The sequence below is a fragment of the Halosimplex yunnanense genome (assembly GCF_054504345.1).
Map to the genome: position 1 here is coordinate 37,345 of NZ_JBTJEL010000034.1, position 26,987 is coordinate 64,331.

Sequence of the window (26,987 nt, forward strand, 5' to 3'; positions counted from 1 at the left end):
GGACGAATGAGCGGCGATGGGATCAGCCGCCGGCAGTTCGTGACCGCCGCCGGAGCGGCGACGGTCACCGGGCTGGCCGGCTGCTCGGAGACCGGGGGCGCGACGACCGACACGGCGAGCAGTTCGGACACGGTCAAGATCGGGGTACTGGAGGACCAGTCGGGCAACTTCGCGCTGAACGGGACGCCGAAGTACCGGGCGTCGATGCTCGCCATCGAGGAGATCAACAACAACGGCGGCATCGACGGCAAGCAGATCGAACCGGTGACGCGGGATCCGCAGTCGGACAACCAGCGCTACCAGGAACTCACGCGGGAGTTCATCAACGAGGAGAACGTCGACGCGCTCTGGGCGGGCTACTCCTCGGCGACCCGCGAGGCCATCCGGCCGATCATCAACCGCAACCAACAGCTGTACTTCTACACGACCCAGTACGAGGGCGGCGTCTGCGACGAGACGACCTTCGCGATGGGGCCGACCGCGCGACAGCAACTCGGCAGCGTCCTCCCCTACCTGCGCGAGGAGTTCGGGCCGGACATCTATATCATCGCGGCCGACTACAACTTCGGCCAGCTGTCGGCCGACTGGGTGCGCGTGCTGGCCGACGAGAACGACGCCAACATCGTCGGTGAGGAGTTCATCCCGCTCAGCGAGTCCAGTTTCGGCTCGGTCATCAACAACATCCAGCAGGCCGACCCCGACTTCGTGATGTCGATGCTCGTCGGCGCGAACCACGCGTCCTTCTACGAGCAGAAGGCCTCGGCGGGGCTGGACGTGCCCATCGGCACCTCGACGGCGATGGCCCAGGGCTACGAGCACAGGCGGCTGGACGCGCCGGCGCTCGCCAACGTCTACGCGGGCGTCAACTACATGGAGGAGGTCCCGACCAAGAGCAACACGAGCGACGGCGGCCTCGTCGACCGCTACTACGAGAAGTACCCCGACGAGGGCGAGTACGTCAACGAGGAGGCCGAGACCAACTACTTCTCGACGTACATGTACAAAGCGGCCGTCGAGCAGGCCGGGACGACCGAACAGCCGGAGGTCATCGAGGCGCTCGAATCCGGGATCAGCCTCGGCACCGAGCGCGCGCCGGAAGCGCCGGAGGGCGAGACGATCGAACTCGACGGCGCGACCCACCACGTCGACCACCACATGTGGGTCATGCGCGCCGACGAGGAGCACAACGTCGAGGCCGTCACCGACCGGAAGATCCCCGAGCAGTTCCTCTCGGAGACGGTCGGCTGTAACCTCCCCGAGGAGTCCGAACAGACTCAGTACACGCCGGTCGACTACTTCGAGGAGGCCGAGTAGGGATGGTCAACGGCCTGAACCTCGCGTTCCAGTTCCTCGATAGCTTCGCGCTCATCGTGCTCGCGGCGGCGGGGCTGGCCGTCATCTTCGGGATCATGGGCGTCATCAACCTCGCGCACGGCGAGTTCATCCTCGTCGGGGCGTACGCGACGACCCTGTCGGTCACGCGCCTCGGCCTCCCGCTCCCGGTCGCGATGGTCGTCGGCACGCTCCTGACCGCCGGCTTCGGCATCGTCGTCGAGCGGACGATCATCTCGGGGTTCGTCCCCAACTGGATCGGCCAGCGGACCGTCGGCCGCGACCTGATCGAACCGCTGTACGACCGGCTGGCCGACTCGATGGTCGCGACGTTCGGCCTCAGTCTCGTCATGGTCCAGGGCGCCCGGATCGCCTTCGGGAACAACCTCGATACGGTCGGGACGCCGTTCGGGAACGTCTCCTACGGGCAGTTCTCCTACGCGACCTATCAGCTCGTGCTCGCGGGGATCAGCGTCCTCGTCCTCGTGGCCGCGTACGTCGTGTTCACGCGCACGACCTTCGGCACGCGGGTCCGTGCGACGATGGCCGACGAGCAGACCGCCAAGTCGCTCGGCGTCGACACCGAGCGCACGTACATGCTCACCTTCGGGATCGGGTCGGGACTGGCCGGCCTGACCGGCGCGCTGTACGCCCCGATCCGGGCGATGCAGCCGACGCTGGGCGACGGGTTCCTCATCGAGGCGTTCGTCGCGGTCGTCGTCGGCGGCCCGAGCGTCGTCCTCGGGACGGCGCTGTCCGGCGGTGTCCTCGGCGCCATCAGCGCGACGGTCACGAACGTCACCGACTCGACGACGTTCGGCCGCATCGCCCTGCTGCTGGCCGCGATGCTCGCGCTCCGGTTCCTGCCGGGCGGGATCACCGGGTTCATCGAGCGGGTGCAGAGCCGCCGACAGGAGGCCAGCGATGGCGACTGAGTCGACCGGGACCGCGACGACCGACCGCGGCCCCATCGCCCGCGTCCGCGGCCGCCTCGAAGGCCCGAACACGATCGGCAACTCCCGCGGCTTCTGGGCCGGCTTCGCCGTTGCCGTCCTCGCGCTCGCGCTGTACCCGGCCGTCGGCAACGGCGAGCAGTTCGCGCTGTTCCTCGTGCTGGCGATCCTCGGGCTGTCGCTGTCGCTCGTCTGGGGTTACTCGGGCGTGCTCAGCTTCGGGCAGGTCGTCTTCTTCGGCGTCGGCGGCTACACCTTCGGCATCGTCTCGATCAACCTGCAGGACGCGACCGGGATCACCGCCGGCGCGATCCTCGGCGTCGTCCTCGGGGGATTCGCCGCCGCGTTGATGGGCTACTTCATGTTCTACGGCGGCGTCCGCGACGTCTACGTCACCATCATCACCCTCGTCTCGACGATGGTGCTGTACACGTTCATGTCCCAGACCGCCGGTTCGGAGTGGACCATCGGCGAAGCGCCGCTCGGCGGGTTCAACGGGATGCCGGGCATCCCGCCGCTCAGGCTGGGCGTCGAGGGGCTGTTCTCGTTCCAGTTCCGGTACAACGAGATGACGTTCCTGGGTCTGTTCGAGTTCGAACCGTTCTACTACCTCGCGCTCGTCGCCCTCGTGACCGCGTATCTGGGGCTGCGTACGCTGGTCAATTCCGACTTCGGCCGCGTGATGGTCGCCGTCCGCGAGGACGAGGACCGCACCCAGATGTTCGGCTACGACGTCAAGCGGGTCAAGCTGCTCACGTTCACGGCCGGTGGCGCGCTGGCCGCGCTGTCGGGCGTGCTCTTCACTGCCCGAAACGTCTACATCAGCCCGCGGGTGTTCGAGCTGTGGTTCGCGACGCTGCCTGTCATCTGGGTGAGCATCGGCGGCCGCAAGAGCCTGCTCGGCGCCGTGATCGCCACCATTGGCATCGAGTACTTCCGGCTGTCCATCGAGGGCGAGGCGGCGCTGGTCGTCCTCGGCGCGCTCCTGCTCGTGTTTATCCTCGCGCTGCCCCGCGGGGCCGTCCCCGGCCTGGTCGCGCTCTACGAGTGGCTCCTGCAGGCCCGCTCGGATGTCGACAATCCCGACACGCCCCGGGAGGTGACCGACTCGTGAGCGAAGCCGACGCGGGCGGCGAGGTCAGCGACCCGAACATCCGCGAGACCCCGGCCGGACAGGCCACGGGGCCGCGCACCGATACCCTGCTGCAGACGGACGGCCTCGTCAAACGCTTCGGCGGGTTCACCGCCACCGACTCGGTCGACTTCAGCGTCGACGAGGGCGAGCTGCGCTGTCTGATCGGTCCCAACGGGGCCGGGAAGTCGACGTTGCTCAACCTCGTCGTCGGGACGCTGACCCCCTCGGAGGGCAGCATCTACTACGACGGGCAGGACGTCACGGACCTCGCGCCCAACGAGCGGGTCCGCAACGGGATCAGCATGAAGTTCCAGGTGCCCTCGGTGTACGGCGACCTCTCGGTCCGCGAGAACGCCCGCCTGCCGATCCAGCAGTTCGCCGACGGCGAGGAGCGCCGCCGGCGCGTCGACGAGGCCATCGCCGACGCCGGCCTCGCGGGCTACGAGGACGTCGAGGCGAGCACCCTCTCGCACGGCCAGCAACAGCAACTGGAGATCGGCATGGCCGCCTCGCTCGAGCCGGATCTGCTCCTGCTGGACGAGCCGGTCGCCGGCCTCTCGGTCGACGAGCGGTCGGAGATCGCCGAGCGGATCAAGCGGCTCAACCGCGAGGAGGGGATCGCCTTCGTCGTCATCGAACACGACACCGACTTCGTCGGCGAGATCGCCGACACGGTCACCGTCCTCCACCAGGGCGATATCTTCCGCGAGGGCTCCATCGAGGAGATCGAGGCCGACCCGGAAGTCAGGCGGATCTACCTGGGGGGAGAACAGTGACGCTCCTCGAACTCGCCGACGTGACCGTCGGCTACGACGCGCCGGTGCTCCGGAACGTCGACTTGTCCGTCAAAGAAGGAGAGATCGTCGGCGTCGTCGGGAAGAACGGCGTCGGCAAGACGACGCTGATGAAGACGGTCATCGGGCTCCTCGAACCGGACCAGGGGACCGTCGCCTACCGCGGGACGGACGTGACCGGGCAGTCGGCCGACGAGCGCGCCCGCGCCGGGATGGGGTACATCCCGCAGGGACGGGACATCTTTCCCGGACTGACCGTCGAGCAGAACCTGAAGATGGGCGAGCACGTCAACGCGGGGAGCGACGAAACGCGCTACGAGGAGGTCTACGACCTGTTCCCCGTGCTGGAGGAGCGCGCCGATCAGGACGGCGAGACGCTCTCGGGCGGCCAGCAGCAGATGCTCGCCATCGCGCGGGCGCTGGTCGCCGACCCCGATCTGCTTCTGCTCGACGAGCCCTCGGAGGGCGTCCAGCCCTCGATCGTCGACCAGATCAGCGAGGACATGCGCGCCATCAACGAGGAACTGGGGACGACTATCCTCTTCGTCGAGCAGAACCTCGGTGTCATCCGCTCGATGGCCGACCGCTGTTACGCCATGGAACGCGGCGAGATCGTTGACGAACTCGGCGCGGAGGCGCTGGCCGACGAGGACACCATCGCGAGTTACCTCGCGGTCTGACCGGCGCGTCGCGTCGACCGGAATCCGGAGCGCTCGCCCGCCTGCTCGCCGCGGTGTGGTATCCCATTTCACGACTTTCGAGGTCTCTACCGAATGATAATGGGCAAAAGGGGTTATCAGTGTCCAGTCGTTACCTCCGGATACAGTGAGCGTCCACACCCCGTCCACGCCCGGGCCCGGTCGTTCCCGGAAAGCGGTGCTGTTCTGCCCGGAGTGTGGACACGAGAGCGAGACGAACGGCGACTGGAACCTCCGCGAGCGCGCGGAGGGCGTCGCCTACGAGTGCCCCGACTGCGAGACCGTTATCACCACCCGCAGTCGGGCGGAACTGCCGCAGTACGCCTGACGGACCCCGGACCGGACACCTGACTGTCGGGGTCGTCCACCCCGCACATCAGGGGCCTTTTCACGGCGGGCGGCCGTAGACGCGGTATGAACATCGTCCCGGACACGAGCGTGGTCATCGACGGCCGCGTGTCCGAGCAGATCGAGGCCGACGCCGACCCCGATTCGGAGGCGGTCGGCGAGGGATTCGCCGGCGCCACCGTCTACGTCCCCGAGGCGGTCGTCGGCGAACTCGAAGCACAGGCCAACGACGGCCGCGAGAGCGGCTGGGACGGGCTCGCCGAACTCCAGCGGCTCGCCGGACTCCACGACGAGGGCACCGTGACCGTCGAGTACGTCGGTCGCCGCCCCGCCGAGGTCGAGCAGCGCGAGGCCGGCGAGGGGAAGATCGACGCTATCATCCGCGATCTGGCCGACGAGCACGACGCCACCCTCGTCACCAGTGACGTCGTCCAGAGCGAGGTCGCGAAGGCCAAGGGCCTCGACGTGCTCTATCTCGAACCGCGCGGCCGGGACTCGGAGTCGCTCGACATCGAGCAGTTCTTCGACGAGACGACGATGAGCCTCCACCTCAAGGTGGGCGTCGCGCCGATGGCCAAGCGCGGCGAGATCGGCGACATGCACTACGAGACCATCAGCGACGAGGTCTCGACCGAGAGCGATCTGAAGGAGTGGGCCCAGGACATCGAGAACTCCGCCCGCGCCAGCGCCGAGGGGTTCGTCGAACTCGACGAACCGGGCATGACCATCGTCCAGTTCGGCCAGTACCGCATCGCCATCGCGCGACCGCCGTTCTCGGACAAACTGGAGATCACCGCAGTCCGGCCCATCGTCAAGACCGATCTGGACGACTACGAGCACGCCGACGAACTCCGCGAGCGACTGCTCGAACACCAGCGCGGCGTCCTGATTTCGGGAGCGCCCGGTGCCGGTAAGTCCACCTTCGCCCAGGCCGTCGCGGAGTTCCTCGCCGATTCGGACTTCGCGGTCAAGACCATGGAGAAGCCGCGGGACCTCCAAGTCGGCGACAACATCACCCAGTACACGGAACTCGGCGGCTCGATGGCCAAGACGGCCGACTCGCTGCTGATGGTCCGGCCGGACTACACCATCTACGACGAGGTCCGCAAGACCGACGACTTCGAGGTGTTCGCGGACATGCGCCTCGCGGGCGTCGGCATGGTCGGCGTCGTCCACGCGACCCGCGCCATCGACGCGCTCCAGCGCCTCGTCGGCCGCGTCGAACTCGGGATGATCCCGCAGGTCGTCGACACCGTCGTCTACATCGAGGCCGGCGAGGTCGACACCGTCTACGACGTCACGACCGAGGTCAAGGTCCCCGAGGGGCTGATGGAGGAGGACCTGGCCCGCCCGGTCATCATGATCCGCGACTTCGAGACGGGCCAGCCCGCCTACGAGATCTACACGTTCAACCGGCAGGTCGTCACCGTCCCGCTCGGCGAGAACGCCGCCGACGGCGGCGCCGGCCGCGAGAGCGGCACCGAGCGCATCGCCAAACAGGAGGTCGAGCGCGAAATTCGAGCTATCGCCCACGGCCACGTCGAGGTCGAGATCAAGAACCCCAACACCGCGGTCGTCTACGTCGAGGACGACGACATCTCGGCGGTCATCGGCAAGGGCGGCGGACGCATCTCCGACGTCGAGAACCGCCTCGGCATCGACATCGACGTCCGCACGCTCGACGAGCGTCCGCAGGGCGCCAGCGGCGGTCCCGGCGGAAGCGGCGGCGGCGCAGGTGGGGGAGGCGGCGCAGGTGGCAGTTCGACTGGCGGCGCGGGCGGCGAGATCGTCACGCCCGAGATCACCTCCCGGCACGTCGTCATCCCGATGAACGGCTACGAGGGCGACACCGTCGAGGTGCAGGCCGACGGCGAGTACCTCTTCACCGCGACCGTCTCCCGCGGCGGCGAGGTGCAGGTCTCCCGCGGATCGGCCATCGCCGAGGAGCTCGAACGGGCGATCGACCGCGGCAAGACGATCACCGTCTCGCCGTCGTAATCCGTCCCTATTCCTCGTCGCCGGTCAGTCGGACGAGCGCGTCTCCGTCCGCACCGGGAGCGTACACCGTCTCGTCTAGCGCCAGGATGTCGCCGGCTATCCACTCCCCGGTCCAGCCCGCGTGTGACGCATCGTCGATCTGCCAGCGCAACTCTCCGGTGTCCCGGTCGAGGGCCTTCAGCGGGGCGCCGGTCGATCCGTCCGCGAAGCCGTAGAGGGTGTCTTCGGTCGCGGCCTCCGGGATCAACCCCTCGTCGAACGTTTCCGCGAGATCGCCCGTTTCGGCGTCGACGACCTGAACCTCGTCCGCACCGCCGCTGTAAAGCAGTCCGTCGGCGAGCACCTGCGTCTGGAACCTCTCGGGCTGGTCGCGCGTCCACTCCGTCTCGCCGGTCTCGGCGTCGAACCTCCGGAGCGTGTTCGGTCCACCGCCGCCGTAGTACACGTATATCGCTTCCTCACCGGCGATGAGCGACTGGGGATCTGGAGTCCCGGACTCGACCTGCCACGCTATCTCGCCACTGTCGGCGTCCAGTGCGGTGATATCCGATGCGACGACGTAGACGCGCCCGTGCGTGACGGCGAGGTGGATGTACGGGTAGAACGAGAACGACGTTTCCCACTGCTGCTCGCCCGATTCGCGGTCGAGCTTCCGGACGTGAGCGCCACCGCCGCTGTTGACGGTGTACACGCCGTCAGAGACGACCAGATCGTCGAGGAGAACGTCGTACCCTGTGATCGTCGTTCGCCACAGTTCGCTGCCGTCCGCCGCATCGATCGCGACGACGTCCCCCATGTCGACGTTCTCCGGCGGATTGTGCCACAGGTGGACGTACACCACGCCATCGTGGACTGCTCGCGTGTATATCCGCTCGCCGCGGTCGTAGGTCGCCTCCCACTCGACGGACCCGTCCGTCGCGTCCAGCGAGAGGAGTCGTACTCCAGGCGCGCCCGTCGTCTCGGCGACGTAGACGGACCCGCCGGCCGCGACCGCGGCGGAATGGTCGAACCCGCGGTTCTCGGTCGCGGGCAGGTCGTACTCCCAGTCGACGGTGGGCTCTCCGCTGATCCCCGACGCGTCCGGGTTGAAGTTCGTCCGCCGGGCGTCGAACTCCGTCATCGGCCACGCGCCGCCGCCGTCCTCGTCTTCGCTTCCGTCCCCGCCCCCGTCTTCGTCGGCCGGCGCTCCGGTGATGTCGCAGTCGCCGACGGAGAGTTTCCCGACGCAGACGCCGACGTCGTCCTCGTCGAGGTCGTCGACGATCTCCTGCGGATCGTCGTAGTGCTCGTCGGCGCAGTCGTTCGGGTTCAGACAGAGCGTGCAGCCGTCGTCGGCCCGCTCGTCCCCGCGGTAGACGTCCTCTTCGACGAATCCGACGATCGCCTCGTCGGCCGCCGCCTCGTAGCAGTACGTGTTGTCGTGGGTCCACGCGACGTCGTCGCGGCCCGCTGCTGCCGCGAGTTCTCGCCCTTCGTAGCCGCCGTCGACGCTGACGACCGCGAAGTTCCCGTCGGTGTCGGTACAGACCTCGCTGCACCCGAAGAACTGCATCCGATGTGCGCTCGCCGGGCCGACAGCCCCGACGCCGCCGACGACCGCGATGCCCGCCGCTTTGAGGACCGTTCGCCGCTTGATTCGCTGGCCGGTCTCCCCGTCGTCCGAAGCCATACCACTGTCGGGAACTCCTGTAGGATTAGTTACCAGCTGGTTATCGGCGTTAAACGGCGTATACTTCGCGGCGATCGGCGTTTCGGGGGATCGAACTGCGGCGGTGAAACGACCGCGTGATCGGGTGAAACAGCGGGTTCGGGATTCGGTCCCACGTCCCGACCGATCCGTCGTATCACCGGACTAATGTGTCAGTACGGTGTTCGTCCGGGCATGACAGAGCGTCTCGTCCCCTCCGAGTGGATCGTCGAGCGGTCCGGGCTGACCGCCTTCGCGCTAGCGAGTGCCGTGCTGGCGCTTTTCGTCCTCCTGCCGTACCTGCAGTTCGTCCTCTTCGGGGTCGTCCTCGCGTACATCCTGTACCCGGTCCAGCGCCGCCTCGAAGGACACGTCAGACCGACGTTCGCGGCCTTCGCCCTCGTCGCCGCGACGCTGTTGCTGGTACTCATTCCGCTGATCTACGTCGTCTCGATCGCGGTCCAGCAGGCGCTCGGGCTCGTGGCCGCTATCAGGGACGGCGCGCTCGATCTGGGGACGATCGAGGACCTGCTCGCGACGAACGGGTTCGCGGTCGACCTGGTCGCGCTGTACGAGTCGAACCAGGGGCGGATCGCGGCGGCCATCCGGGAAGTCGCGATGGGCGCGATCGACGTCGTCGGCAGTCTCCCGGGCCTGTTCATCGGGATCACGGTCACGCTGTTCGTCCTCTTCGCCCTGCTGCGGGACGGGGAGCGACTCGTGGCGTGGTTCCAGTGGGTGCTCCCCGTCGAGGGTGAGATCCTCGACGAACTCCGCGAGGGGCTGGACGAACTCATGTGGGCCTCGGTCGTCGGGAACGTCGCCGTCGCGGCCATCCAGGCGGTCATGCTCGGCGCGGGGCTGTTTGTCGCCGGCGTGCCCGCCGTCGTCTTCCTCACCGTCGCGACGTTCGTCCTGACGCTGCTCCCGCTGGTCGGCGCGTTCGGGGTCTGGATCCCCGCGGCGGTGTATCTCGTCGCCAGCGGCCGCCAGACCGCCGGCGCGGCGATCGCCCTCTACGGCCTGTTCGTCACTTTCTCGGACTCGTACCTCCGGCCGGCGCTCATCGGCCAGACCGCGGCGTTCAACTCCGCGACCGTCGTGGTCGGCATCTTCGGGGGCCTCGTCGTCTTCGGCGCCGTCGGGCTGTTCATCGGTCCGGTAGTGCTGGGCGGGGCGAAACTCACGCTCGATTGCTTCGCCCGGGCGCGAGCCGGGCCGTCGCACGCGGATTCGACCGGCGACGGTACTCTCGAACGCACGGAATCCGGAGCCGAGTCGGTGAATGCGGCTGCCGACCCGGCGGCAACTGACGCGGAACGGACCGCCGCCGAACCGACGGCTGCCGACCCGGACGACGAAACCGACTCCGACGAGTGACCGGTTTCGCGCCGTCGGGTCCCCGACGGGATCAGCTTCCGGTGTCCGTCTCGGTCGCGGTCAGGGACTCGCCCTGTTCGGGCGGGACGATCTGCAGGACCGCACCGGTCTCCCCTTCGGGCACGCCGCGGCGGTTCGCCAGGACGTAGATCTCGCCGTCCTGGTCCTGTCCGAACTGCCTGACGAACCAGTCGAACCCGTCGACGAACTGGAGTTCAGCCATCTCCCACAGCTCGTCGCGCGGCACGTCGTCGGGGCCGATGGCCGGCGTCTCTTCTTCCTCTCCGGGCGTCTCGTCGCTCTGGGCCGTCTCCGTTCCCGCTCCGGCGGTCGTCGCCGTCGCCGCAGGGGTCCCAGTGTCGGTCTCGGTCCCGGTCTCGGCTCCCTCGCCGCCGCCGAAGTCGTCGGGCGGCATCGCGGTGAACACCCGACCGAGCGGTTCGGACCGCGCCGGGTCGGCCGACCAGTCGCCGAAGACGTACGCGCCCTGGAGTTCGGAGACGGTGTCGTTCTCGTAGCGGTGGCCGCCGACGACGGTGATCCCGACGCTCTGCCCCTCGTAGACGTGCGGGTACTCGACGACTGGGTCGACGAGGTCGCTCCCGTCGTAGGGCGCGTCGTCGGGTTCGCTGTCGGGGCAGTCGGTGATCGCGCCGACGGTGCTCGGCTCGTCGGTGCTGAAGCAGTGAGTCCCCTCTTTGACGTTCCAGCCGTAGTTGCCGCCGGCTTCCACGACGCTCGCTTCCTCCCAGAGGTTCTGGCCGGCGTCGGAGACGAAGAGGTTCCCCTCCGAGTCGAAGTCGATGCCGAACGGGTTGCGGAACCCGTAGGCGTAGATCTCGTCCATGGCCCCGTCCTCGTCGACGAACGGGTTGTCGTCGGGGATGCCGTAGGGCAGTTCCTCGTCGGCCTCCGCCCCGGTCGGCGTCGCCGTCGAGGTTCCACCCGGCGTCCCCGTCTCGGTCGCCCCTCCGGTCCCTTCGTCGACGTCGATGCGGATGATGTCGCCGAGCAGGTTCTGTCTGAGGTCCTGCCCGTTGCCGCCGTCGTTCGTCTCGTACCAGTCGTCGGCGTGACCGTACATGTCGTCGTTGGCGCCGCCGCCGTCGCCCATCGGGACGTAGAGGTAGCCGTCGGGCCCGAACGCCATCGGCCCGGCGTCGTGGTTGTACTGCGGGTGCGGGATCCGCAGGAGCTGTCGCTCGGAGTCGGGGTCGACTGAGTCGCCGCCCTCGGCCATCTGGAACTCCGCGACCACCTCGACGTGGTCCCAGTTGATCGACCGCAGCTCCTCGGTCGGCGGCGCGCTGTAGTGGAGATACAACTGCCCGTTCTCCTCGAACTGCGGATGGAGGGCGATCCCGAGCAGCCCCCGCTCGTCGTAGTCCTGCGTCTGGCTCGCGTACAGGCCGTAGAACGTGCCGAGATCGACCATCCGGTCGCTCACGTCGATGAGCGGCTCGTCGCGCACGCCGTTCTCGCGGACGAGGTACAGCTCCCCGGTCTGGTCCGTGACGAAAAAGCGGCCCGTTCCGTCGTCGGGGTCCGCGAAGTCCGTCGGCGCCGTCAGCGGCCCGTCGGCGACCTGCCGGATCCCGACTTCGGCACCGGCCTCGAAGAACCCGGCGCCAACGCCGGGCGTCCCGGTTTCGGTCTCCGTCTCCGTCTCGGTCCCGGTCGCCGTCTCGGTCTCCGCTCCCGGCGTGGCCGTCGCACCCTCGGTCACCTCGATGTCGCCGATCATCGTGTTCGGATGGACGGTACAGATGTACTGGGCCATCTCCTCGGTCGCCGTGAACGTCAGCGAGCGGGTCGCCCCTTCTTCGGACATCGTCTCCGTCGCCGTGATCGTCTCTCCCTGGTCGTCCTGGATCGTGAAGTCGTGGGGTGCGCCGTCGAGGTTCTCCCAGACGACCTCGTACTCGGTCCCGGCCGTCAGTTCCAGCGTCGGGTTCTCCTCGTCCGCGATGGCGTCGGGCTCTTGACCCATCCACGCCGACACCTCGCCCCCGAACCGGTAGGTCCGTTCCTGACGACCGAGCGCCAGGTTGCCCAGCCCCGCGATCGCTCCCGTCGCCGCACCGACTTCGAGGAACCGCCGCCGCGAGGGGAGCCAGTTCCCAGTCTCGTCCGCCTGTTCCGTCGATCCGTCCGTACCGTTCGAATCGTCTGTCATGTGTGCCCCGTGAGCCACTCACGTGGAACGACGAAAAGTGCCGACAACCGTTTTTCCGGTATTCCGCGAGAAATTTCGATAGACCGTTCCTAGCGGCGATCGGGCGCCGAATGTGACCGCGGATACCGAACCCGATCGACGTCGGCCGACACGCGCGCGCTCTGCAGAGAGCGGATACGCTTACATGTTCGCCATGGTGGAGTATAACACGCCCGTTCGCGAGCGGTAAGCCGAGCCGAGCGACCGCTTTCGTTCGGCCAGTTTCGAGCGAAACGTCGTCTTACGGGGCCACAGAGCGTGCCCGAGTGTCGGTTCGAACGCGTGTCCGTCGCGTGGTACGTCCGCGACGGTGGGCGGTGCGGAACGGCCGCTTACTCTGTGCGGCGCTGTCGGCGCGGACGTGAACGGTCGGGGCGCCTTTTCGGCGGCCGGCCGAGCAGTCTGTGATGGCACCGCAACGACGGGACGTTCTCAAAGCCGGTGGTATCGCCGCACTCGGTGCGCTCGGCGGCGCGCACGTCGCCGACGTGCCCGTGAACGTCGCGCGGGCCCAGTCGGACGCGTCGACCGAGTACCCGGAGATCAGGCTCGCCGTCCACCAGGACTCGGGCCAGGCGGTCAACTGGGTCCTGCCCGCGAAACGCCGGATCGACGAGTTCGTGTTCGGGACCCCCGACGAGCCGATCAACACGGGCCAGCACTGGGTGAACGTCGCCGAGGGGCCGGTCGCCGACCTCCTGCGCGACCAGACCTATCAGGTCGGGCTCCCGCTGGAGCAGCGCGAGACGACGGAGGACGACTCGGCGTACACCGTGACGACGTTCGACTCGTTTGCGAGCCCCTCGCGCCAGGAAGTCAGCGGCGAACTCGACCTGACCTACGTCGACCGCCGACCGTGGGATCGCCCCGGGGCGGGGACGGACACGCCGGACACGGTCGAACTGACTGCCACGTTCTCCGACCCGGCGGACAACGAGTACCGCCTCGAAGTCGATCAGGTGTTCCAGCCCCCGATCCCGTCGTGGCAGACGGGCGGCGGCGTCGTGACGAACTCGTGGCTCCACGGCGTGACCGGGACCGGCTCACCGCTGCTCCCGACGGCGTTCACCTACGGCGCGTTCTGGGGGCTCGGGAACGTCGTCGTCAACGGCGAGGTGCGCAACCGGCGGCAGGTGATCCACTTCATGACGACCCAGATGATCCGGAAGTCCGATTACTCGCTGGCGACCGACCCGGAACTCCCCCTCTCCCCTGACGAAGCGTACCTCGGCAACCTCCACCAGACCCACGCCGTCGTCGCGCCGATCCGGGTCACCGAGGACGGCCCCGTTCCCGCTCCCGTCGAGACGGCCTTCGAGTTGCCGAACGGGAACACGCAGCCGTTCGTTCACGTCATGTGGGACGAGGAGACGATCGACGGCTACACCGTCGTCGAATCGGAGGGCGGCGAGGGAACGGCCACGCCGGGCACAGCGACTGGAACGTCCGACGAAGGGACGGCGACCGCTACCGACGCTGCGACCGAACCCTCGGCCACCGACACTGGAACCGGAACCGAGACCGACGGCTGAGCGGCGGTCGACCGAAGCGACGGGACGAAGAGAAACGGGTGACGTCAGTCGGCCGACGCGGCCGCTTCGCACTCGCAGTCGGTCGCGTCGATCTCGTAGAGATTCTGTCGGGCGTCCGCGAAGTAGACGTCTTCCTCGACGACGCCGATTTCTTCGAGACGTTCGAGGGCGTAGCGGACGGTACGCGCGGAGAGCATCGATTCCTCGACGATCCCCTTCTGGGTGAGCGGACCGTCGTACTCCAGTACTTTGTAGACGAGTTTCGCGCTCGGCGGCAGATCGCTGAGGTCGTCCCCGTCTGTCTCTTGCATCGATAGGAGGGAAGGGCGCGCGTACAATAAAGATTGACACTGGCGTTAGCCAAGATCGGCGAGCAGCGCCGGCACGGCGTCGGATCGGCCCGGCGCCGGCCCGCGATCAGCGGGTGATCGCGAGGCCGATGGTGGTCGGCGATCGGGACCGATTGCGCTCGCGCGGCGGGGAGGGGAACGAACGGCTTTTTAGCCCGCGTGGCCGAGACGGACGTATGGCTACCGAAACCGCCGAGGGCTGGGACGACCACCTCCGGGGGCTGACGGTGACGACGTTCGCCTCCCTGCTGGGGATCGGCGCCGGCGTCGCCGCGGCAGCGCTCGCGGCCGGCCCGAACGACCGGCTCGGGCTCTACCTGCTCGGGGCGGCCGTCCTCGTCCAGATCCCGGTGTACTCGGTGATCGGCATCGACGTGGAGGACTTCGGCCCGAAGGAGTACCTCTACGTCGCGTTCATCACCTTCTCGCTGTGGTTCGTCTCGTGGGGAATCCTGCTGACCGCGGGGACCACCCTGTAACGATGGCAGACGACTCCATCGCGGTCGTCGACCTCGACCGCTGTCAACCCGACCGCTGTAACTACGAGTGTGCGAACTTCTGCCCGCCGAACCGCTCGGGCAAGGAGTGTATCGTCACGCGCGAGGAGCGCTTCGGCGAGGACGAACCCTACGAGGGCGCCCCCGACCAGATCCACATCTCCGAGGAGATCTGTCTCGGCGAGTCCTGCGGCATCTGCGTCAACAAGTGCCCGTTCGACGCCATCGAGATCATCAACCTCCCGCAGGAACTCGACGACGACCCCGTCCACCGCTACGGCGAGAACGCCTTCGCCCTCTACGGACTGCCAGCGCCCCAAGAGGGGCAAGTGACGGGTATCCTCGGCCCGAACGGCATCGGGAAGACGACCGCCGTTCGCATCCTCGCCGACGAGATGGCTCCGAACCTCGGGGAGGTCTCCGGCGACCCGCCGACCTGGGAGGCCGTGCTGGACGAGTACCGCGGGACGGAACTGCAGAACTACCTCGAAGAGCTGCGCGACGGCGACGTGACCGTCGCGCGCAAACCGCAGTACGTCGACCAGATCCCCGACCAGTTCGACGGGACGACCCGCGAACTGCTCGAACGCACCGACGAGCGCGGCGAACTCGACGAACTGATCGAGCGCGTCGGAATCGGCCCCGTCGTCGATCAGGACATCGACACGCTCTCCGGCGGCGAACTCCAGCGCGTGGCGCTCGTGGCCTGTCTCGCCCGCGACGCCGACTTCTACTTCCTCGACGAGCTGACGCCGTACCTCGACATCGGTCAGCGGATGACCGCCGCGCGCCTCGTGCGCGAACTCGCCGACGAGGGCGACCGCTCGATGCTCGTCGTCGAGCACGACCTGGCCATCCTCGATCTCCTCGCCGACACCATCCACGTCGCCTACGGGTCGCCGGGCGCGTTCGGTGTCATCACCTCGCCCAAGTCCACGAAGAACGGCATCAACGAGTACCTCGGCGGCTATCTCGAGAACGAGAACATGCGCGTCCGCCAGGAGTCCATCGAGTTCGAGGAACACGCCCCGCGCCAGACCGCGGAGGGCGACGTGGTCGTCGAGTACCCCGACCTCACCAGGTCCTACGGCGACGGCGAGTTCTCGCTCGAAGTCGAGGGCGGCGAGATCCAGGAGAACGAGGTGCTGGGCGTCGTCGGTCCCAACGGGATCGGGAAGTCGACGTTCGCGCAGATGCTCGCCGGCCGCCTCGAGCCCGACGAGGGCGAGGTCGACGCGAAACTGGACATCGCCTACAAGCCCCAGTACGTCGAGATCGACCAGCCGATGCGCGTTGACGCCTTCCTCGCCTCGATCACCGACGACTTCGGCACCTCCTACTGGAACACGGAGATCGCCGACCCGCTCCAGCTCGACCGCGTCATGGAGCAGAACCTCACCGACCTCTCCGGCGGCGAACGTCAGCGGGTCGCCATCGCGGCCTGCCTCTCCGAGGACGCCGATCTCTACCTGCTCGACGAGCCGTCGGCCCACCTCGACGTCGAACAGCGGGTGCGCGCCACCACCGCCATCCGCCGCTACGCCGAGAACCACGACGCCACCGCCCTGGTCATCGACCACGACATCTACATGGTCGACCTGCTCGCCGACCGCCTGCTCGTCTTCGACGGCGAGCCCGCCGAGCGCGGCCACGCCTCGCCGCCGGTCGGCATGCGCGACGGCATGAACGAGTTCCTCGCGAACCTCGACATCACGTTCCGCCGCGACGAGCGGACCGGCCGCCCGCGCATCAACAAGCCCGGCAGCCAGCTCGACCGCGAGCAGAAGAACGCCGGCGAGTACTACTACAGCGACTGAGCGGAGCGTCCACTCGCCTCCGGACTTGCCGAACCCTTATCCGGCATTCCGCCGTACCGATTCGTATGAGCACGGGCCGCGAGATTCGTCTCGTCGAGGAAGACGACGGCTGGTGGTCGGCAATCGACGAGGAGACCGGCGTCGCGAGCCAGGGCCCCAGCAGGACGGAAGCGCTGGAAAACCTCGACGAGGCCGTCGAGGCGACCCGGGAAGCCAGGGAGGCAGACTCCGAGGCCCCCGAACCGGACGCGCCGTGGTTCGACGGGTAACGAATGGTTTCGCGGGACTTTTCGGGTGAAGACATCGTCTCCGTCCTTCGGATGTTCGGGTATCGTCACGACAGGACGCGTGGCGATCATGCGATTCTCAAGTACACCCATCCAGAGACCGGCGAGAAGCGCACAGTCACCGTTCCGCTACACGACCGCGTTCGAACCGGGACGCTGCAGAACATCGCCGACCAGTGCGGAGCGGAGGATTTCCGCTCGTGGTGCGAGTGGATCGACGAACACCGCTGAAGCCGCTTGCCTGCAGATCACTTTTCCGATGACGCGAGCATGCGGGCGACATACTGCTGTCGCCAGAGTAGCCAGCCGCCGAGACACAGTGCCAGTAGACCCAGCGCGGTGACGGCGGCCGCGTCCCAGTGAGTTCTCGCAAGCGCGCACCGCAGCGTCTCTCGCGCACACGCCCCGAACAGGGGCCGAGCGACGGCACCGAAGTATACCAGTCCGAGCCCCGCGGCTACGGCCGCGATCCCCGCCAGCGCCTTCAGCAGGAGTTCCCGAGCACTCGGGGAATCGGCGGGGATCGCCTCCCGGACGCCCTCGCGCGGGCCCGCCGCCTGCGAGAACCCGGCGGTCAGGAGCAACAGGAGCGCGACGGGGGCGACGAACAGGCCGATCGACATCATTCCGAGGACCGCCAGACCCGTCGTCAGGAGGGCGGCTGCCCAGACGAGCGGCGTCCGGCTCGTCCACGCGCCGACCGCGGCGACGGCGGCGAGTCCGACGACGACCAGCACCCACGCCGCGAAGTACGCGTCGGCGAACGGGTCCGGGTAGAGCAAGGCGAACGCGGCCGCGCTCGCGGCAAAGACGGCGAGCGCGCTCGCCTGTCGACTGGCCGTCTCGGGCGACGGGACGCCGATCGCGAGCGTCACGAGCGCCGTCCACCTCGATACCGGTCCCCGGTCTCGCTCCCGCCGCTCGCGCCCGGTTTGTAGACCATGATCGGTTGTCCGGGGGGAGGGCTCCTTACGTCACCGCCGTTCGCCGGCGACATCCCCTGTCGGTCCGATCACCCCCTCTCGCACGTGGACACTGACGTCGTCGGGGCGGCCGAACCCGGAGCGATCTGCGGCGCCCGAACGGTTTTACGTCGTCCGGTCGGTTCGCTGCCATGCAGATCACGGACGTCGAGACGATCCGGTTCGAGACGGAGCGCCAGCCGAAAGAGAACGACCGGAAGGGCCACTCCCATCCCGGCGAGGGGCCGCCCGTCGAGACGGAGCGGACGATCACCCGGATCGTGACCGACGAGGGGCCGGACGGGTACGCGCCCGGCGGCAGCGAGTCGGGAAACGAGTGGATGGCCTCGTTCCTCGAGGGGAAGGACCCGCTCGCCCGCGAGGCGATCTGGAAGGACATTGCCACCCACCGGGCCACCTCGTACGGCCGCGTCCCGATCGCCACTATCGACCACGCCCTCTGGGACCTCGCCGGCCGACGTGCCGACCTCCCGGTCTACCGGCTCCTCGGCGGCGACCGCGACCGGATCCCCTGCTACGCGAGCACCATGTGCGGCGACGACGACCCCGACGGCCTCGGGACGCCGGAGGCGTACGCCGACTTCGCCGAAGAGCTGGTCGAGAAGGGGTACCCGGCGATCAAGCTCCACTCGTGGATGCCGCCGTACGACCCCGACCCCGAACGGGTGATCGCCGCCTGCCGCGCGGTCCGCGAGCGCGTCGGCCCGTCGATCGACCTCATGCTCGACTCCCATCACTTCTACACGCGGATCGAGGCCAAGCGGATCGGGGAGGCCCTCGCCGACCTCGATTTTCTCTGGTTCGAGGAGCCGCTGAACGAGCAGTCCACCGCCGCCTACGAGTGGCTGACCGACGAGGTGTCGATCCCGGTCCTCGGCCCCGAGACGCTCCGCGGGAACATGCAGACCCGCGCGGAGTGGATCAAGCGCGGCGCGATGGACATCTGTCGGACCAGTTGCGACTACGGCGGCGGGATCACTGGCGCGATGAAGACGGTCCACCTCTGCGAGGCGTTCGAGATGACCTGCGAGGCCCACGGCGGGAGCGTCCCCAACCTCCACGTCATGGGCGCCATGTCGATCCCCGGTCGCTACTGCGAGCGCGGACTGCTCCACCCCGACTACGACTACGACTGGACGCCACCCCACTTGCACTCGCCGACCGACGCGCTCAACGACGACGGGACCGTCAGCGTCCCGCAGGAGCCGGGACTCGGTATCGACTGGGACTGGAGCTACATCGACGCCCATCGGGTGAACTGAACCGTTCGCGTTCCCGCTCGCGGCGACCGTCCCGCCAGGATATCCGCCCTTCGTACGCCGGCATCGGGCTTACCGCTCCGACGGGAGTAGCGCCCGCAGAGCCCTCGATTATGCCCGAGATCGGATACACGCTGTCGAGCGAGGAGCACCACCCGAACGACCTCGTCGAGTACGCCAGCCGCGCGGAGGAGGTCGGCTTCGACTTCCTGTCGATATCCGACCACTTCCACCCGTGGAACAGCAACCAGGGTGAGGCGCCGTTCGTCTGGTCGACGCTGGGCGGCGTCGCGGCGGCGACCGACGACATCGACGTCGGCGTGGGCGTCTCGGCGCCGGTCATGCGGATGCACCCGGCCATCTACGCGCAGGCGGCCGCGACGGCGGCGGCGATGTTCGACGGCCGGACCTTCTACGCCGGCGTCGGCACCGGCGAGGCGCTCAACGAGCACGTCCTCGGCGACCACTGGCCGGAACACGAGGTCCGCCTGGAGATGCTCGAAGAGGCCGTCGAAGTGGTCGACGAGCTGTGGGCCGGCGAGAACGTCTCCTTCCACGGCGAGCACTACACCGTCGAGAACGCGAAACTGTTCACGCTCCCCGAGGAACGGCCGCCGATCTGTGTCTCGGCCTACGGCGAGAAGGCCGCGAAGGCGGCCGCCGACTTCGGCGACGGCTTCTGGTCGGTCGGCCCGCAGGACGCCATCGAGACGTGGGAAGCGGAGGGCGGCGACGGACCGCGGCTCTGCCAGCTACAGGCCTGCGTCGCCGACAGCGAGGACGAGGCCGTCTCGACGGCCCACGAGTTGTGGCCGAACTCGGGGCTGCCCGGCGAGCTGAGCGCCATCCTCCCCACGCCGAAGCACTTCGAGCAGGCGACCCAGATGGTCTCCGAGGACGACATCAGAGAGGGGTCCATCCTGACCGGCCCCGACGCCCAGCAGCACATCGACACCATCCAGGAAGCGCTCGACAAGGGCTACGACCACGTCTACACCATGCAGATCGGCGACGATCAGGAGGCGCTGTTCGACCTCTACCGGGAAGAAGTCCTGCCGTCGTTCTCGTAGACTGCGGTCCCGAGCGTCCGCTCACCGGGACTCAGTCACCGAAAGACCGTTGGCTCGACGGCCCGAGGGGCGGGTATGGGCACGATCAGCGCGGACTTCTTCGAGGACACCGTGGTCGTCACCGGCGCCAGCTCCGGCATCGGCCGCGCGGTCGCCGTCGGCTTCGGCGAGGCCGGCGCGACGGTGATCAACGCCGACGTGCGCGCAGAGCCGAAAGACCGGAACGCCGAGGCGGCGGCGGGCGACGCCGAGACACCGACGCACGAACTGATCGACGACGGGACCGACGGCCGCGGCGAGTTCGTCGAGACCGACGTGGCCGACTACGACGACCTCGCCTCGGTGGTCGAGGGCGCCCGCGAGTTCGGCGGCGTCGACGTGATGGTCAACAACGCGGGCATCCACGTCAGCCGCGAGTTCCTCGACGTGACGCCCGAGGAGTACGACCGTCTCCACGCCGTCAACGCCCGCGGCGCCTTCTTCGGGACGCAACTCGCCGCCCAGGACATGATCGACCGCGACGAACCCGGCGCCGTCGTCAACACCGCGTCGACCACCAGCGAGCACGCCGAGTGGGAGCACTCCCACTACGCGACGACAAAAGGCGCGGTGAAGATGCTCACCCGGAGCGCCGCGCTCGAACTCGCCCAGCACGGCGTGCGCGTCAACGCCGTCGCGCCCGGCCCCATCGCCACCGAGATCACCGAGGGCTGGTCCGAGCGCGCCGCAGATTCCGTGGGCGGGGGCCGCGAACCGCCCACCCGCGCGGGCCGCCCCGAAGACCTGAAAGACGCCTATCGCTACCTCGCCAGCGAGGGCGCCGACTACGTCACCGGCGAGGTCCTGTGGGTCGACGGCGGCAGTACCATCTGACGATCCGTCCGGAGTGGTAATAGAAGTTACAAAAACGGGGTTCAGCGAGCGCTTTTGGGGCGGTCGGCCGTTCATCCGAGCATGCTCCTCGCCGGCAGCGACGACGGCGTGTATCGGCTCTCCGATCTCGACGGTCCGGCGGAAACGACCGCCGCGCAGGTCCTCGACAGCGGCCGCGTCCTGCGCCTCCGGACGTTCGACGGACTCGACGGGATTTTCGCGGCGACGAAGACCGGTCTCTTTCACTCCCCCGACGGCGACTCGTGGACGGATCTGGACGTCCCGCAGGAACGAGTGTACTCGGTCGGCGCCGCCCGGGCCGGCGACAGGCTCTACGCCGGGACGAAACCGGCCCACGTCTACGTCGCCGAGCTGGGTGACGACGCTGCGCTCGACGCCATCGAGTGGCGCGATCTCGACGACTTCCAGGAACTCCCTTCGCGAGAGGAGTGGCGGCTCCCCCGCCACGAGAACCTCGCGCAGGTCCGCGATATCCACCGGGACCCCGCCGAACCCGACCGAATCGTCGCCGGCGTCGAGGTGGGTGGAGTCCACCTCAGCGACGACGGCGGCGAGACGTGGGAAGAGCGGCGCGAGGGTGTAGACGACGACATCCACGAACTCCACGTGGTCTGGCCGGGAGAGTACGTCGCGGCAACCGGATTCGGGCTCTTTCGGACGGTAGACGGCGGCGAATCGTGGACGCGACTGGACGGGGGGTTCGACCAGCGGTACTTCCGGTCGGCGTTCTCGCTCGACGGGACAATTTACGCCGGGGGCGCCCTGGCGAACTCCTCGACGTGGGAGGACGAGGACGCCGACCCCGAACTGTTCGCGTTCCGGGACGACTCGCTGGAGCGCGTCGACTTCCCGAGGCCCGACGAGACGGTCACGGGGATGACCGCCGCCGACGGCGACCTCGTCGTGGCGACCCACCGCGGGTCGGTCCTCGTGGACCGCTCGACCGGCTGGGTCTCCGTGGGCGAGATCCCCGTGACCGACGACTTCACCGGCCGCTACACGCCGCTAACGTGGGTCGAGGAGTAAGCTCGGCCGCGATCGACCCACGAAATCCGCTACTCCGCTCGTTTCAGCGGTCTTTCTGTTACTGTCGGTCGGCGGACACGGCTTCAATCGCCTCACAGACGATATCGAGGCCGGTCTCGGCCTGCTCGCGGGTCATCACGAGCGGTGGGAGCAGGCGGAGGACGTTGTCGTCGCGGCCGCCACCCCACGCGAGGACGCCTCGCTCCATGCAGCGCTGGCGCACCTCGCTCACCGCGTCCGACGCGGGCCGTCCCTCCGCGTCGACGAACTCGGCGCCGACGAACAGGCCGAGGCCACGGACCTCGCCGACGAGCGGGCTGTCGACGTCGCGGAGCCGTCCGCGGATGTACTCCCCGAGTTCGGTGGCGTGGTCGAGCAGGTCCTGGGATTCGATGTACTCGATGGAGCGCAGCGCGGCCCGCATCGCGACGTTGTACCCGCGGAAGGTACCGGTGTGCCCGCCCGGCCCCCAGGTGTCCAGTTCCTCGCGGTAGATCGTCGCCGAGAGCGGGTGGCCGTTGGCGATGCCCTTCCCGACGGTCATCGCGTCGGGGGTCACGTCGAAGTGGTCGCTGGCCCACCACTCCCCGGTGCGGCCCATCCCCGTCTGGATCTCGTCGACGATCAGCGGCACGTCGTAGTCGTCACAGAGGTCGCGCAGGCCGGACATGAACCCCTCCGGCGGGACGACGACGCCGCCCTCGCCCTGTATCGGCTCGACCCACACGCCCGCGGGGTTGGGCATCGCACCGTAGCGGTCGCCCAGCAGCGTCTGCACGTCGTCCAGCGCACGGTCCACCGCTTCCCCGGACGGGATACCCTGTCGGAACGGATAGGGGTACTGGGCGTGTTCGACCTCGGCGAGCAGGGGCGTGTAGTCGCGCTTGTACTTCCCGTCGGCGCTGAGGCTGAACGCGCCGGAGGTCTCGCCGTGGAACGCGCCGTAGAAGGCGACCATCCCGCGGTTGCCCGTGTACTGCTTGGCGAGCTTGATCGACCCCTCGACCGCGTCGCTCCCCGTCGGGCCGCCGAAGACCACCCGGCTCGCCCCGGCCAGTCCCCCCGGTGCGATATCCTCGAGCTTCTCGATCAGGTCGAGCCGAGGCTCGGTCGGGAAGTCGAGCGAGTGGGGCAGCGTCCGGCTCTGCTCGGCGGCCGCCTCGGCGACGTATGGGTTGGCGTGGCCGACGTTGAGGACGCTGATGCCGGCGAAGAAGTCCAGGTAGCGGTTACCGTCCACGTCCTCGATGGTCGCGCCCTTCCCCTCGCGGAACGCGATGGGCATCTCCGTCGGGTACAGCACCGCCGAGCTCTCCGCGGCGCGCTGGCGCTCGCGAAGCCGTCGGGACTTCGGGCCGGGAACCTCGTCGACGTTCGGCGCGTCGTCGAAGTGGAGTTCCTCGATGGGTGGGGGAGCGGTCATGGGACCCCTACGGTCTTGAATGGTTTTTCAATTGGTTTCCCCGAGCGATTTTCCGCTTCCGTCCGGGAGATGGGTGGTCCCCGTCCCGCCGATCTGGTGCCCCCGTCAGCGAGGTACCAGACTCGGTCGACGCGGTGGCCGGACTCCGTCGGCGGGGTTCCGTGTATCGGCGACCCGTTCCCCCGAAAGGTCCTTCGCCGTGGCAGCCGGATCTGTGTCCGTGTACGACTACCACGTCCACTCCTCGTACTCCGACGGCACGTTCCTCGAGGGGATGGTGGAGGCGGCCGAGGAGGCCGGGCTCGACGGCGTCGGCTTCGCCGATCACTGCAACGTCTCCGAGCGCGAGCGCCTCCAGCGGTACAAAAAGCGGTTCGGCTTCAACCTCGACGTGACCTACGAGCGCCGCCGGGACGCAATCGAGGAACTGCGCGAGGAGTCGTCCGTGCGGATCTTCGACGCCGCCGAGATCGACTACCACCCCGCCGACGAGCCCGAGATCCGGGCGTTCCTCGACGGGGCGGACTTCGACTACGTGGTCGGGAGCGTCCACGAGATCGAGAAGACCAACGTCCACCGGAGCTACTTCACCGACCGCACAGAGGCCCAGCAGCGCGCCGCGGTCGACGAGTACTTCGACCGGCTGGTTTCACTCATCGAGTCCGGGCTGTTCGACATCGCTGCGCACGTCGACATCGTCGAGCGCAACCCCGCGCTCCGCGGGTACGCGACCCGCGACCACTACGAAGCGGTGGCGGCGGCGCTCGCCGACGCCGAGACCGTGCCGGAGCTCAACGCCGGCCGGATACAGGCCGACTACGGCGAGTTCCACCCGAATCAGGACTTCCTGTCGGTGCTCGCGGAGTACGACGTGCCCGTGACTGTCGGGTCGGACTCCCACTCGCCGCAGGAACTGCGAGAACGGATTCCGCTCCTCACGGACGCGCTCGACACCGGTCCGCTCGAAGTCGTCGAGCTACCGGTCTAACGCTCCCTCACTTCGACGCCGCGTCGAGGTCGGCGTCGATCGCGCCGTCGAGCCCGTCGTCGCTCACGACGTACTCCTCCTCGTCCGCCTCGTCGGCGACCTTCTCGCCCTCGGCCTCCTGGGACTCCGTCACCGTGTCGTCGCCGGTGACCGAGACGAACAGTTCACCGAGCTCGCGCGTGCGCTCGCTTTGCTGGGATTCACTCATCACCTCCGGATAGGCGTGGCCCACCGATAGCGGTGGCGCCTAACTATATTGGCTCTCAGTCCCTCTCCGGAGAACGGGCGAATAAATCGCTAAAACGGCCGTCTATGGGGTTCTGATACCGCCGCTCTCACATGACCTGCCGCTGGCAGGTCCCACAGAGCGCTTCGTCTTTGATGTCGACTTCGCGGACGGTGGGGGAGAAGCTCATGACGCAGCGCTTGTTGTCGCAGTGCTCCAGACCCATCGTGTGGCCGATCTCGTGGATGACCTCCTTGCGGACGCGGTCGGCGAAGACGTCGCCGTCCGAGCGCCGTGAGAGGCCGCCGTCGGAGGAGGTGTTGAGCCGGTAGGTGGAGATGACCGACCCCTTGCCGTCGAGGTACGCGAGGCCGAAGACGTAGTTGCGGCGGTGGTAGAACAGATCTTTCGGGGTGATGGCGATGTTCTTGTCGCCGTCGCCGACGCGGGTGGCCAGTTTGATGAACGCTTCGGCGCTGTACTGGTCGCGACTGCGGTCGTACGCCCCGGAGGGGATCGACTGTGTGTCGTGCATCGTGACGTCGCTCTCGTAGACGGCCCGCAGGCTCGCCGAGGCCTCCCGTTTCACCTCGGCGCGGACGTCCCCCACCGGCACGATGTCGACGTGCATACGGGACGTTTATGCGTGCCGCCAATATAAATACCGCGACGTGATCCCGGAGACGCTGGACGCACTCGTCGATCGATTCGCCGCGTTCGACGCCGCCGTCGAGGTGGGGGTCGGACGCCGGACCGTCGTCGCGGAGGCGCTCGCCGACGCCGGCACCGACGTGGTCGTGACCGACCGTCGCACCCGGTCAGTCCCCGCCGATGTTCGGTTCGTCCGCGACGACGTGACCGACCCCGACCCGGCGGTCTACGCCGACGCGGAGCTGGTCTACGCGCTGAACCTCCCGCCGGAGCTGCACCGACCGACGCTGGCCGTCGCCCGCGAGACCGACGCGGCGTTCGCGTTCACGACGCTCGGGACCGACCAGCCGCTCGTCCCCGTCGAGCGGGAGACGCTGCCCGCGGAGACGCTGTTCGTCGCCCGGGGCTGAGAGCGGAGTCGCAGGAGGCGCACCGGTGCAGCCATTCGATCGGCGAATCCGCCCCCTGTGTGGGTCGAAACTGACGTCCAGGCACAGGGTGGTGAAGTCGGAACGGATTTTTGGGAGGAGTTCTTCCCCGGAGACACCAATGAACGCGGACGCGGTCGTGCTTGACGTCGACGGGGTGCTCGTCGACGTCGCCGACTCCTACCGCCGTGCCGTCGTCGAGTCCGTCGCCCACGTCTACGGCGACACGATCGAGAAAGCCGATATCCAGCAGTTCAAGGACGCCGGCGGGTTCAACAACGACTGGGAACTCACCGACGCGGCGGCGCTGTACGTCCTCGCGCGCCGCGAGGGACTCACCCTCTCGCTGGCCTCCTTTACCGACCGCGTGGCCGCCACCGGCGGCGGCGTTTCCGCCGCCGAAACCGTCGTTCTCGACGCCCTCGCCCCCGCCGAGCGCGAGCGCGTCATGAACGAGTGGGACCCCGAGCGCCTCCGGGAGGTCTTCCAGCAACTGTACCTCGGCAGCGACCTGTACCGCGAGCTGGAAGGCGCCGAACCGGACATGGACACGTCGGGGTACATCAACGACGAACCGCAGATCCTCGAACCCGAGACCATCGAGTCCCTCGAAGCCCGCTACGACGTGGGCGTGCTGACGGGCCGGCCCGCCGCCGAGGCCGACATCGCACTGGAACGTGTGGGACTCGAGGTCCCCGACGAGCACCGGTTCACGATGGACGACTGGCAGGAGGGCAAGCCCGACCCACACGCGCTCGTGACGCTCGCCGAGCGGTTCGACGCGGAGTCGGTCGTCTTCGTCGGCGACACGCTCGACGACGTCCGGACGGCGGTCAACGCCGCCGACGCGGACCCCGACCGGAGCTACCGCGGCATCGGCGTCCTCACCGGCGGCCTGACCGGCGAGGACGGCCGCCAGAAGTACGAACGAGTCGGTGCAACGGCCGTGATCGACTCGGTCAACGACCTGCCCGCCCTCCTGGACGGGACCGACGGCGACGACTGAGCCGCCGGGG

Annotated in this window: 27 protein-coding genes; 20 read left to right on the top strand and 7 right to left on the bottom strand. The window is 68.3% G+C overall.

The features are described from left to right. Positions 1 to 6 precede the first annotated feature (6 nt). The 7 genes from AB2U09_RS11525 (at position 7) to AB2U09_RS11555 (ending at position 7,258) form a co-directional block, all read left to right on the top strand. Positions 7 to 1,314: an urea ABC transporter substrate-binding protein gene (locus tag AB2U09_RS11525; RefSeq protein WP_459192867.1), complete on the top strand. Its 1,308-nt coding sequence runs from the start codon at positions 7 to 9 to the stop codon at positions 1,312 to 1,314. Between the two features lie 2 nt (positions 1,315 to 1,316). Beyond that, complete coding sequence (gene urtB / locus AB2U09_RS11530) at positions 1,317 to 2,267, top strand: urea ABC transporter, permease protein UrtB (RefSeq protein WP_459192868.1); 951 nt, start codon at positions 1,317 to 1,319, stop codon at positions 2,265 to 2,267. Further along, entirely contained in the window at positions 2,257 to 3,399 is a 1,143-nt protein-coding gene (locus tag AB2U09_RS11535) for an ABC transporter permease subunit (protein WP_459192869.1), read from the top strand. Before urtB ends, AB2U09_RS11535 begins: the two co-directional genes overlap by 11 nt. Continuing rightward, entirely contained in the window at positions 3,396 to 4,196 is an 801-nt protein-coding gene (locus AB2U09_RS11540) for an ABC transporter ATP-binding protein (protein WP_459192870.1), read from the top strand. The genes AB2U09_RS11535 and AB2U09_RS11540 overlap by 4 nt, the downstream gene beginning before the upstream one ends. After that, positions 4,193 to 4,894, top strand: coding sequence for an ABC transporter ATP-binding protein (locus AB2U09_RS11545; RefSeq protein ID WP_459192871.1), 702 nt, complete (start codon positions 4,193 to 4,195; stop codon positions 4,892 to 4,894). Before AB2U09_RS11540 ends, AB2U09_RS11545 begins: the two co-directional genes overlap by 4 nt. A gap of 145 nt (positions 4,895 to 5,039) precedes the next feature. Further along, positions 5,040 to 5,240: a DUF8106 domain-containing protein gene (locus AB2U09_RS11550; protein WP_459192872.1), complete on the top strand. Its 201-nt coding sequence runs from the start codon at positions 5,040 to 5,042 to the stop codon at positions 5,238 to 5,240. A gap of 86 nt (positions 5,241 to 5,326) precedes the next feature. Further along, positions 5,327 to 7,258, top strand: a complete 1,932-nt coding sequence (locus AB2U09_RS11555; RefSeq protein WP_459192873.1) for a PINc/VapC family ATPase — start codon at positions 5,327 to 5,329, stop codon at positions 7,256 to 7,258. Positions 7,259 to 7,265: 7 nt separating this feature from the next. Here the strand turns inward: AB2U09_RS11555 and AB2U09_RS11560 are convergent, their stop codons facing one another. Beyond that, a complete protein-coding gene (locus AB2U09_RS11560) occupies positions 7,266 to 8,927 on the bottom strand; it encodes an outer membrane protein assembly factor BamB family protein (RefSeq protein ID WP_459192874.1) in 1,662 nt (553 codons plus the stop codon). A 213-nt stretch (positions 8,928 to 9,140) separates the two neighbouring features. Here AB2U09_RS11560 and AB2U09_RS11565 point away from each other — a divergent pair, with 213 nt between their 5' ends. After that, on the top strand, positions 9,141 to 10,325 hold the full coding sequence (locus tag AB2U09_RS11565; RefSeq protein WP_459192875.1) for an AI-2E family transporter: 1,185 nt from the start codon (positions 9,141 to 9,143) through the stop codon (positions 10,323 to 10,325). Between the two features lie 31 nt (positions 10,326 to 10,356). On the opposite strand, the gene AB2U09_RS11570 is transcribed toward AB2U09_RS11565, so the two are convergent. Then, positions 10,357 to 12,501, bottom strand: a complete 2,145-nt coding sequence (locus tag AB2U09_RS11570) for a PQQ-dependent sugar dehydrogenase (RefSeq protein ID WP_459192876.1) — start codon at positions 12,499 to 12,501, stop codon at positions 10,357 to 10,359. Between the two features lie 446 nt (positions 12,502 to 12,947). On the opposite strand from AB2U09_RS11570, the gene AB2U09_RS11575 reads away from it, so the two are divergent. Continuing rightward, entirely contained in the window at positions 12,948 to 14,072 is a 1,125-nt protein-coding gene (locus AB2U09_RS11575) for a hypothetical protein (protein WP_459192877.1), read from the top strand. 44 nt (positions 14,073 to 14,116) lie between these two features. Here the strand turns inward: AB2U09_RS11575 and AB2U09_RS11580 are convergent, their stop codons facing one another. Next, positions 14,117 to 14,383 (bottom strand): winged helix-turn-helix transcriptional regulator, encoded by a 267-nt coding sequence (locus AB2U09_RS11580; protein WP_459192878.1) that lies wholly within the window; start codon positions 14,381 to 14,383, stop codon positions 14,117 to 14,119. Positions 14,384 to 14,598: 215 nt separating this feature from the next. On the opposite strand from AB2U09_RS11580, the gene AB2U09_RS11585 reads away from it, so the two are divergent. The 4 genes from AB2U09_RS11585 to AB2U09_RS11600 all read left to right on the top strand — a co-directional run bounded on the left by AB2U09_RS11585 (position 14,599) and on the right by AB2U09_RS11600 (position 17,254). Further along, the gene (locus AB2U09_RS11585; RefSeq protein ID WP_459192879.1) at positions 14,599 to 14,901 is read left to right on the top strand and encodes an EMC6-like membrane protein; all 303 of its coding nucleotides are present in this window, start codon (positions 14,599 to 14,601) and stop codon (positions 14,899 to 14,901) included. Between the two features lie 2 nt (positions 14,902 to 14,903). Then, a complete protein-coding gene (locus tag AB2U09_RS11590; RefSeq protein ID WP_459192880.1) occupies positions 14,904 to 16,736 on the top strand; it encodes a ribosome biogenesis/translation initiation ATPase RLI in 1,833 nt (610 codons plus the stop codon). 65 nt (positions 16,737 to 16,801) lie between these two features. After that, on the top strand, positions 16,802 to 17,005 hold the full coding sequence (locus tag AB2U09_RS11595) for a type II toxin-antitoxin system HicB family antitoxin (RefSeq protein WP_459192881.1): 204 nt from the start codon (positions 16,802 to 16,804) through the stop codon (positions 17,003 to 17,005). Positions 17,006 to 17,008: 3 nt separating this feature from the next. Then, positions 17,009 to 17,254 carry a type II toxin-antitoxin system HicA family toxin gene (locus AB2U09_RS11600; RefSeq protein ID WP_459192882.1) on the top strand — a complete coding sequence of 82 codons (246 nt, stop codon included), beginning with the start codon at positions 17,009 to 17,011 and terminating at the stop codon, positions 17,252 to 17,254. 17 nt (positions 17,255 to 17,271) lie between these two features. Here the strand turns inward: AB2U09_RS11600 and AB2U09_RS11605 are convergent, their stop codons facing one another. Beyond that, positions 17,272 to 17,898, bottom strand: coding sequence for a hypothetical protein (locus tag AB2U09_RS11605; protein WP_459192883.1), 627 nt, complete (start codon positions 17,896 to 17,898; stop codon positions 17,272 to 17,274). 239 nt (positions 17,899 to 18,137) lie between these two features. On the opposite strand from AB2U09_RS11605, the gene AB2U09_RS11610 reads away from it, so the two are divergent. From AB2U09_RS11610 to AB2U09_RS11625, 4 genes are all read left to right on the top strand, one after another. Continuing rightward, a complete protein-coding gene (locus AB2U09_RS11610) occupies positions 18,138 to 19,268 on the top strand; it encodes an enolase C-terminal domain-like protein (RefSeq protein ID WP_459192884.1) in 1,131 nt (376 codons plus the stop codon). A gap of 110 nt (positions 19,269 to 19,378) precedes the next feature. After that, a complete protein-coding gene (locus tag AB2U09_RS11615) occupies positions 19,379 to 20,335 on the top strand; it encodes a TIGR03557 family F420-dependent LLM class oxidoreductase (protein WP_459192885.1) in 957 nt (318 codons plus the stop codon). Positions 20,336 to 20,410: 75 nt separating this feature from the next. Further along, positions 20,411 to 21,208: an SDR family NAD(P)-dependent oxidoreductase gene (locus AB2U09_RS11620; RefSeq protein WP_459192886.1), complete on the top strand. Its 798-nt coding sequence runs from the start codon at positions 20,411 to 20,413 to the stop codon at positions 21,206 to 21,208. An 81-nt stretch (positions 21,209 to 21,289) separates the two neighbouring features. Beyond that, on the top strand, positions 21,290 to 22,255 hold the full coding sequence (locus tag AB2U09_RS11625; protein WP_459192887.1) for a beta propeller repeat protein: 966 nt from the start codon (positions 21,290 to 21,292) through the stop codon (positions 22,253 to 22,255). Positions 22,256 to 22,313: 58 nt separating this feature from the next. Here AB2U09_RS11625 and AB2U09_RS11630 read toward each other — a convergent pair whose 3' ends face one another. Beyond that, positions 22,314 to 23,678 carry an aspartate aminotransferase family protein gene (locus AB2U09_RS11630; RefSeq protein WP_459192888.1) on the bottom strand — a complete coding sequence of 455 codons (1,365 nt, stop codon included), beginning with the start codon at positions 23,676 to 23,678 and terminating at the stop codon, positions 22,314 to 22,316. A 220-nt stretch (positions 23,679 to 23,898) separates the two neighbouring features. Between AB2U09_RS11630 and AB2U09_RS11635 the strand changes: the two genes are divergently transcribed. After that, the gene (locus AB2U09_RS11635) at positions 23,899 to 24,666 is read left to right on the top strand and encodes a PHP domain-containing protein (protein WP_459192889.1); all 768 of its coding nucleotides are present in this window, start codon (positions 23,899 to 23,901) and stop codon (positions 24,664 to 24,666) included. Between the two features lie 7 nt (positions 24,667 to 24,673). Here AB2U09_RS11635 and AB2U09_RS11640 read toward each other — a convergent pair whose 3' ends face one another. Further along, positions 24,674 to 24,874: a hypothetical protein gene (locus AB2U09_RS11640; RefSeq protein ID WP_459192890.1), complete on the bottom strand. Its 201-nt coding sequence runs from the start codon at positions 24,872 to 24,874 to the stop codon at positions 24,674 to 24,676. 127 nt (positions 24,875 to 25,001) lie between these two features. Continuing rightward, positions 25,002 to 25,523 carry an archaemetzincin family Zn-dependent metalloprotease gene (locus AB2U09_RS11645; protein WP_459192891.1) on the bottom strand — a complete coding sequence of 174 codons (522 nt, stop codon included), beginning with the start codon at positions 25,521 to 25,523 and terminating at the stop codon, positions 25,002 to 25,004. Between the two features lie 40 nt (positions 25,524 to 25,563). Here AB2U09_RS11645 and AB2U09_RS11650 point away from each other — a divergent pair, with 40 nt between their 5' ends. Continuing rightward, positions 25,564 to 25,953: a UPF0146 family protein gene (locus tag AB2U09_RS11650; protein ID WP_459192892.1), complete on the top strand. Its 390-nt coding sequence runs from the start codon at positions 25,564 to 25,566 to the stop codon at positions 25,951 to 25,953. A gap of 139 nt (positions 25,954 to 26,092) precedes the next feature. Then, positions 26,093 to 26,977 carry a TIGR01548 family HAD-type hydrolase gene (locus AB2U09_RS11655; protein ID WP_459192893.1) on the top strand — a complete coding sequence of 295 codons (885 nt, stop codon included), beginning with the start codon at positions 26,093 to 26,095 and terminating at the stop codon, positions 26,975 to 26,977. Positions 26,978 to 26,987: the final 10 nt, after the last annotated feature.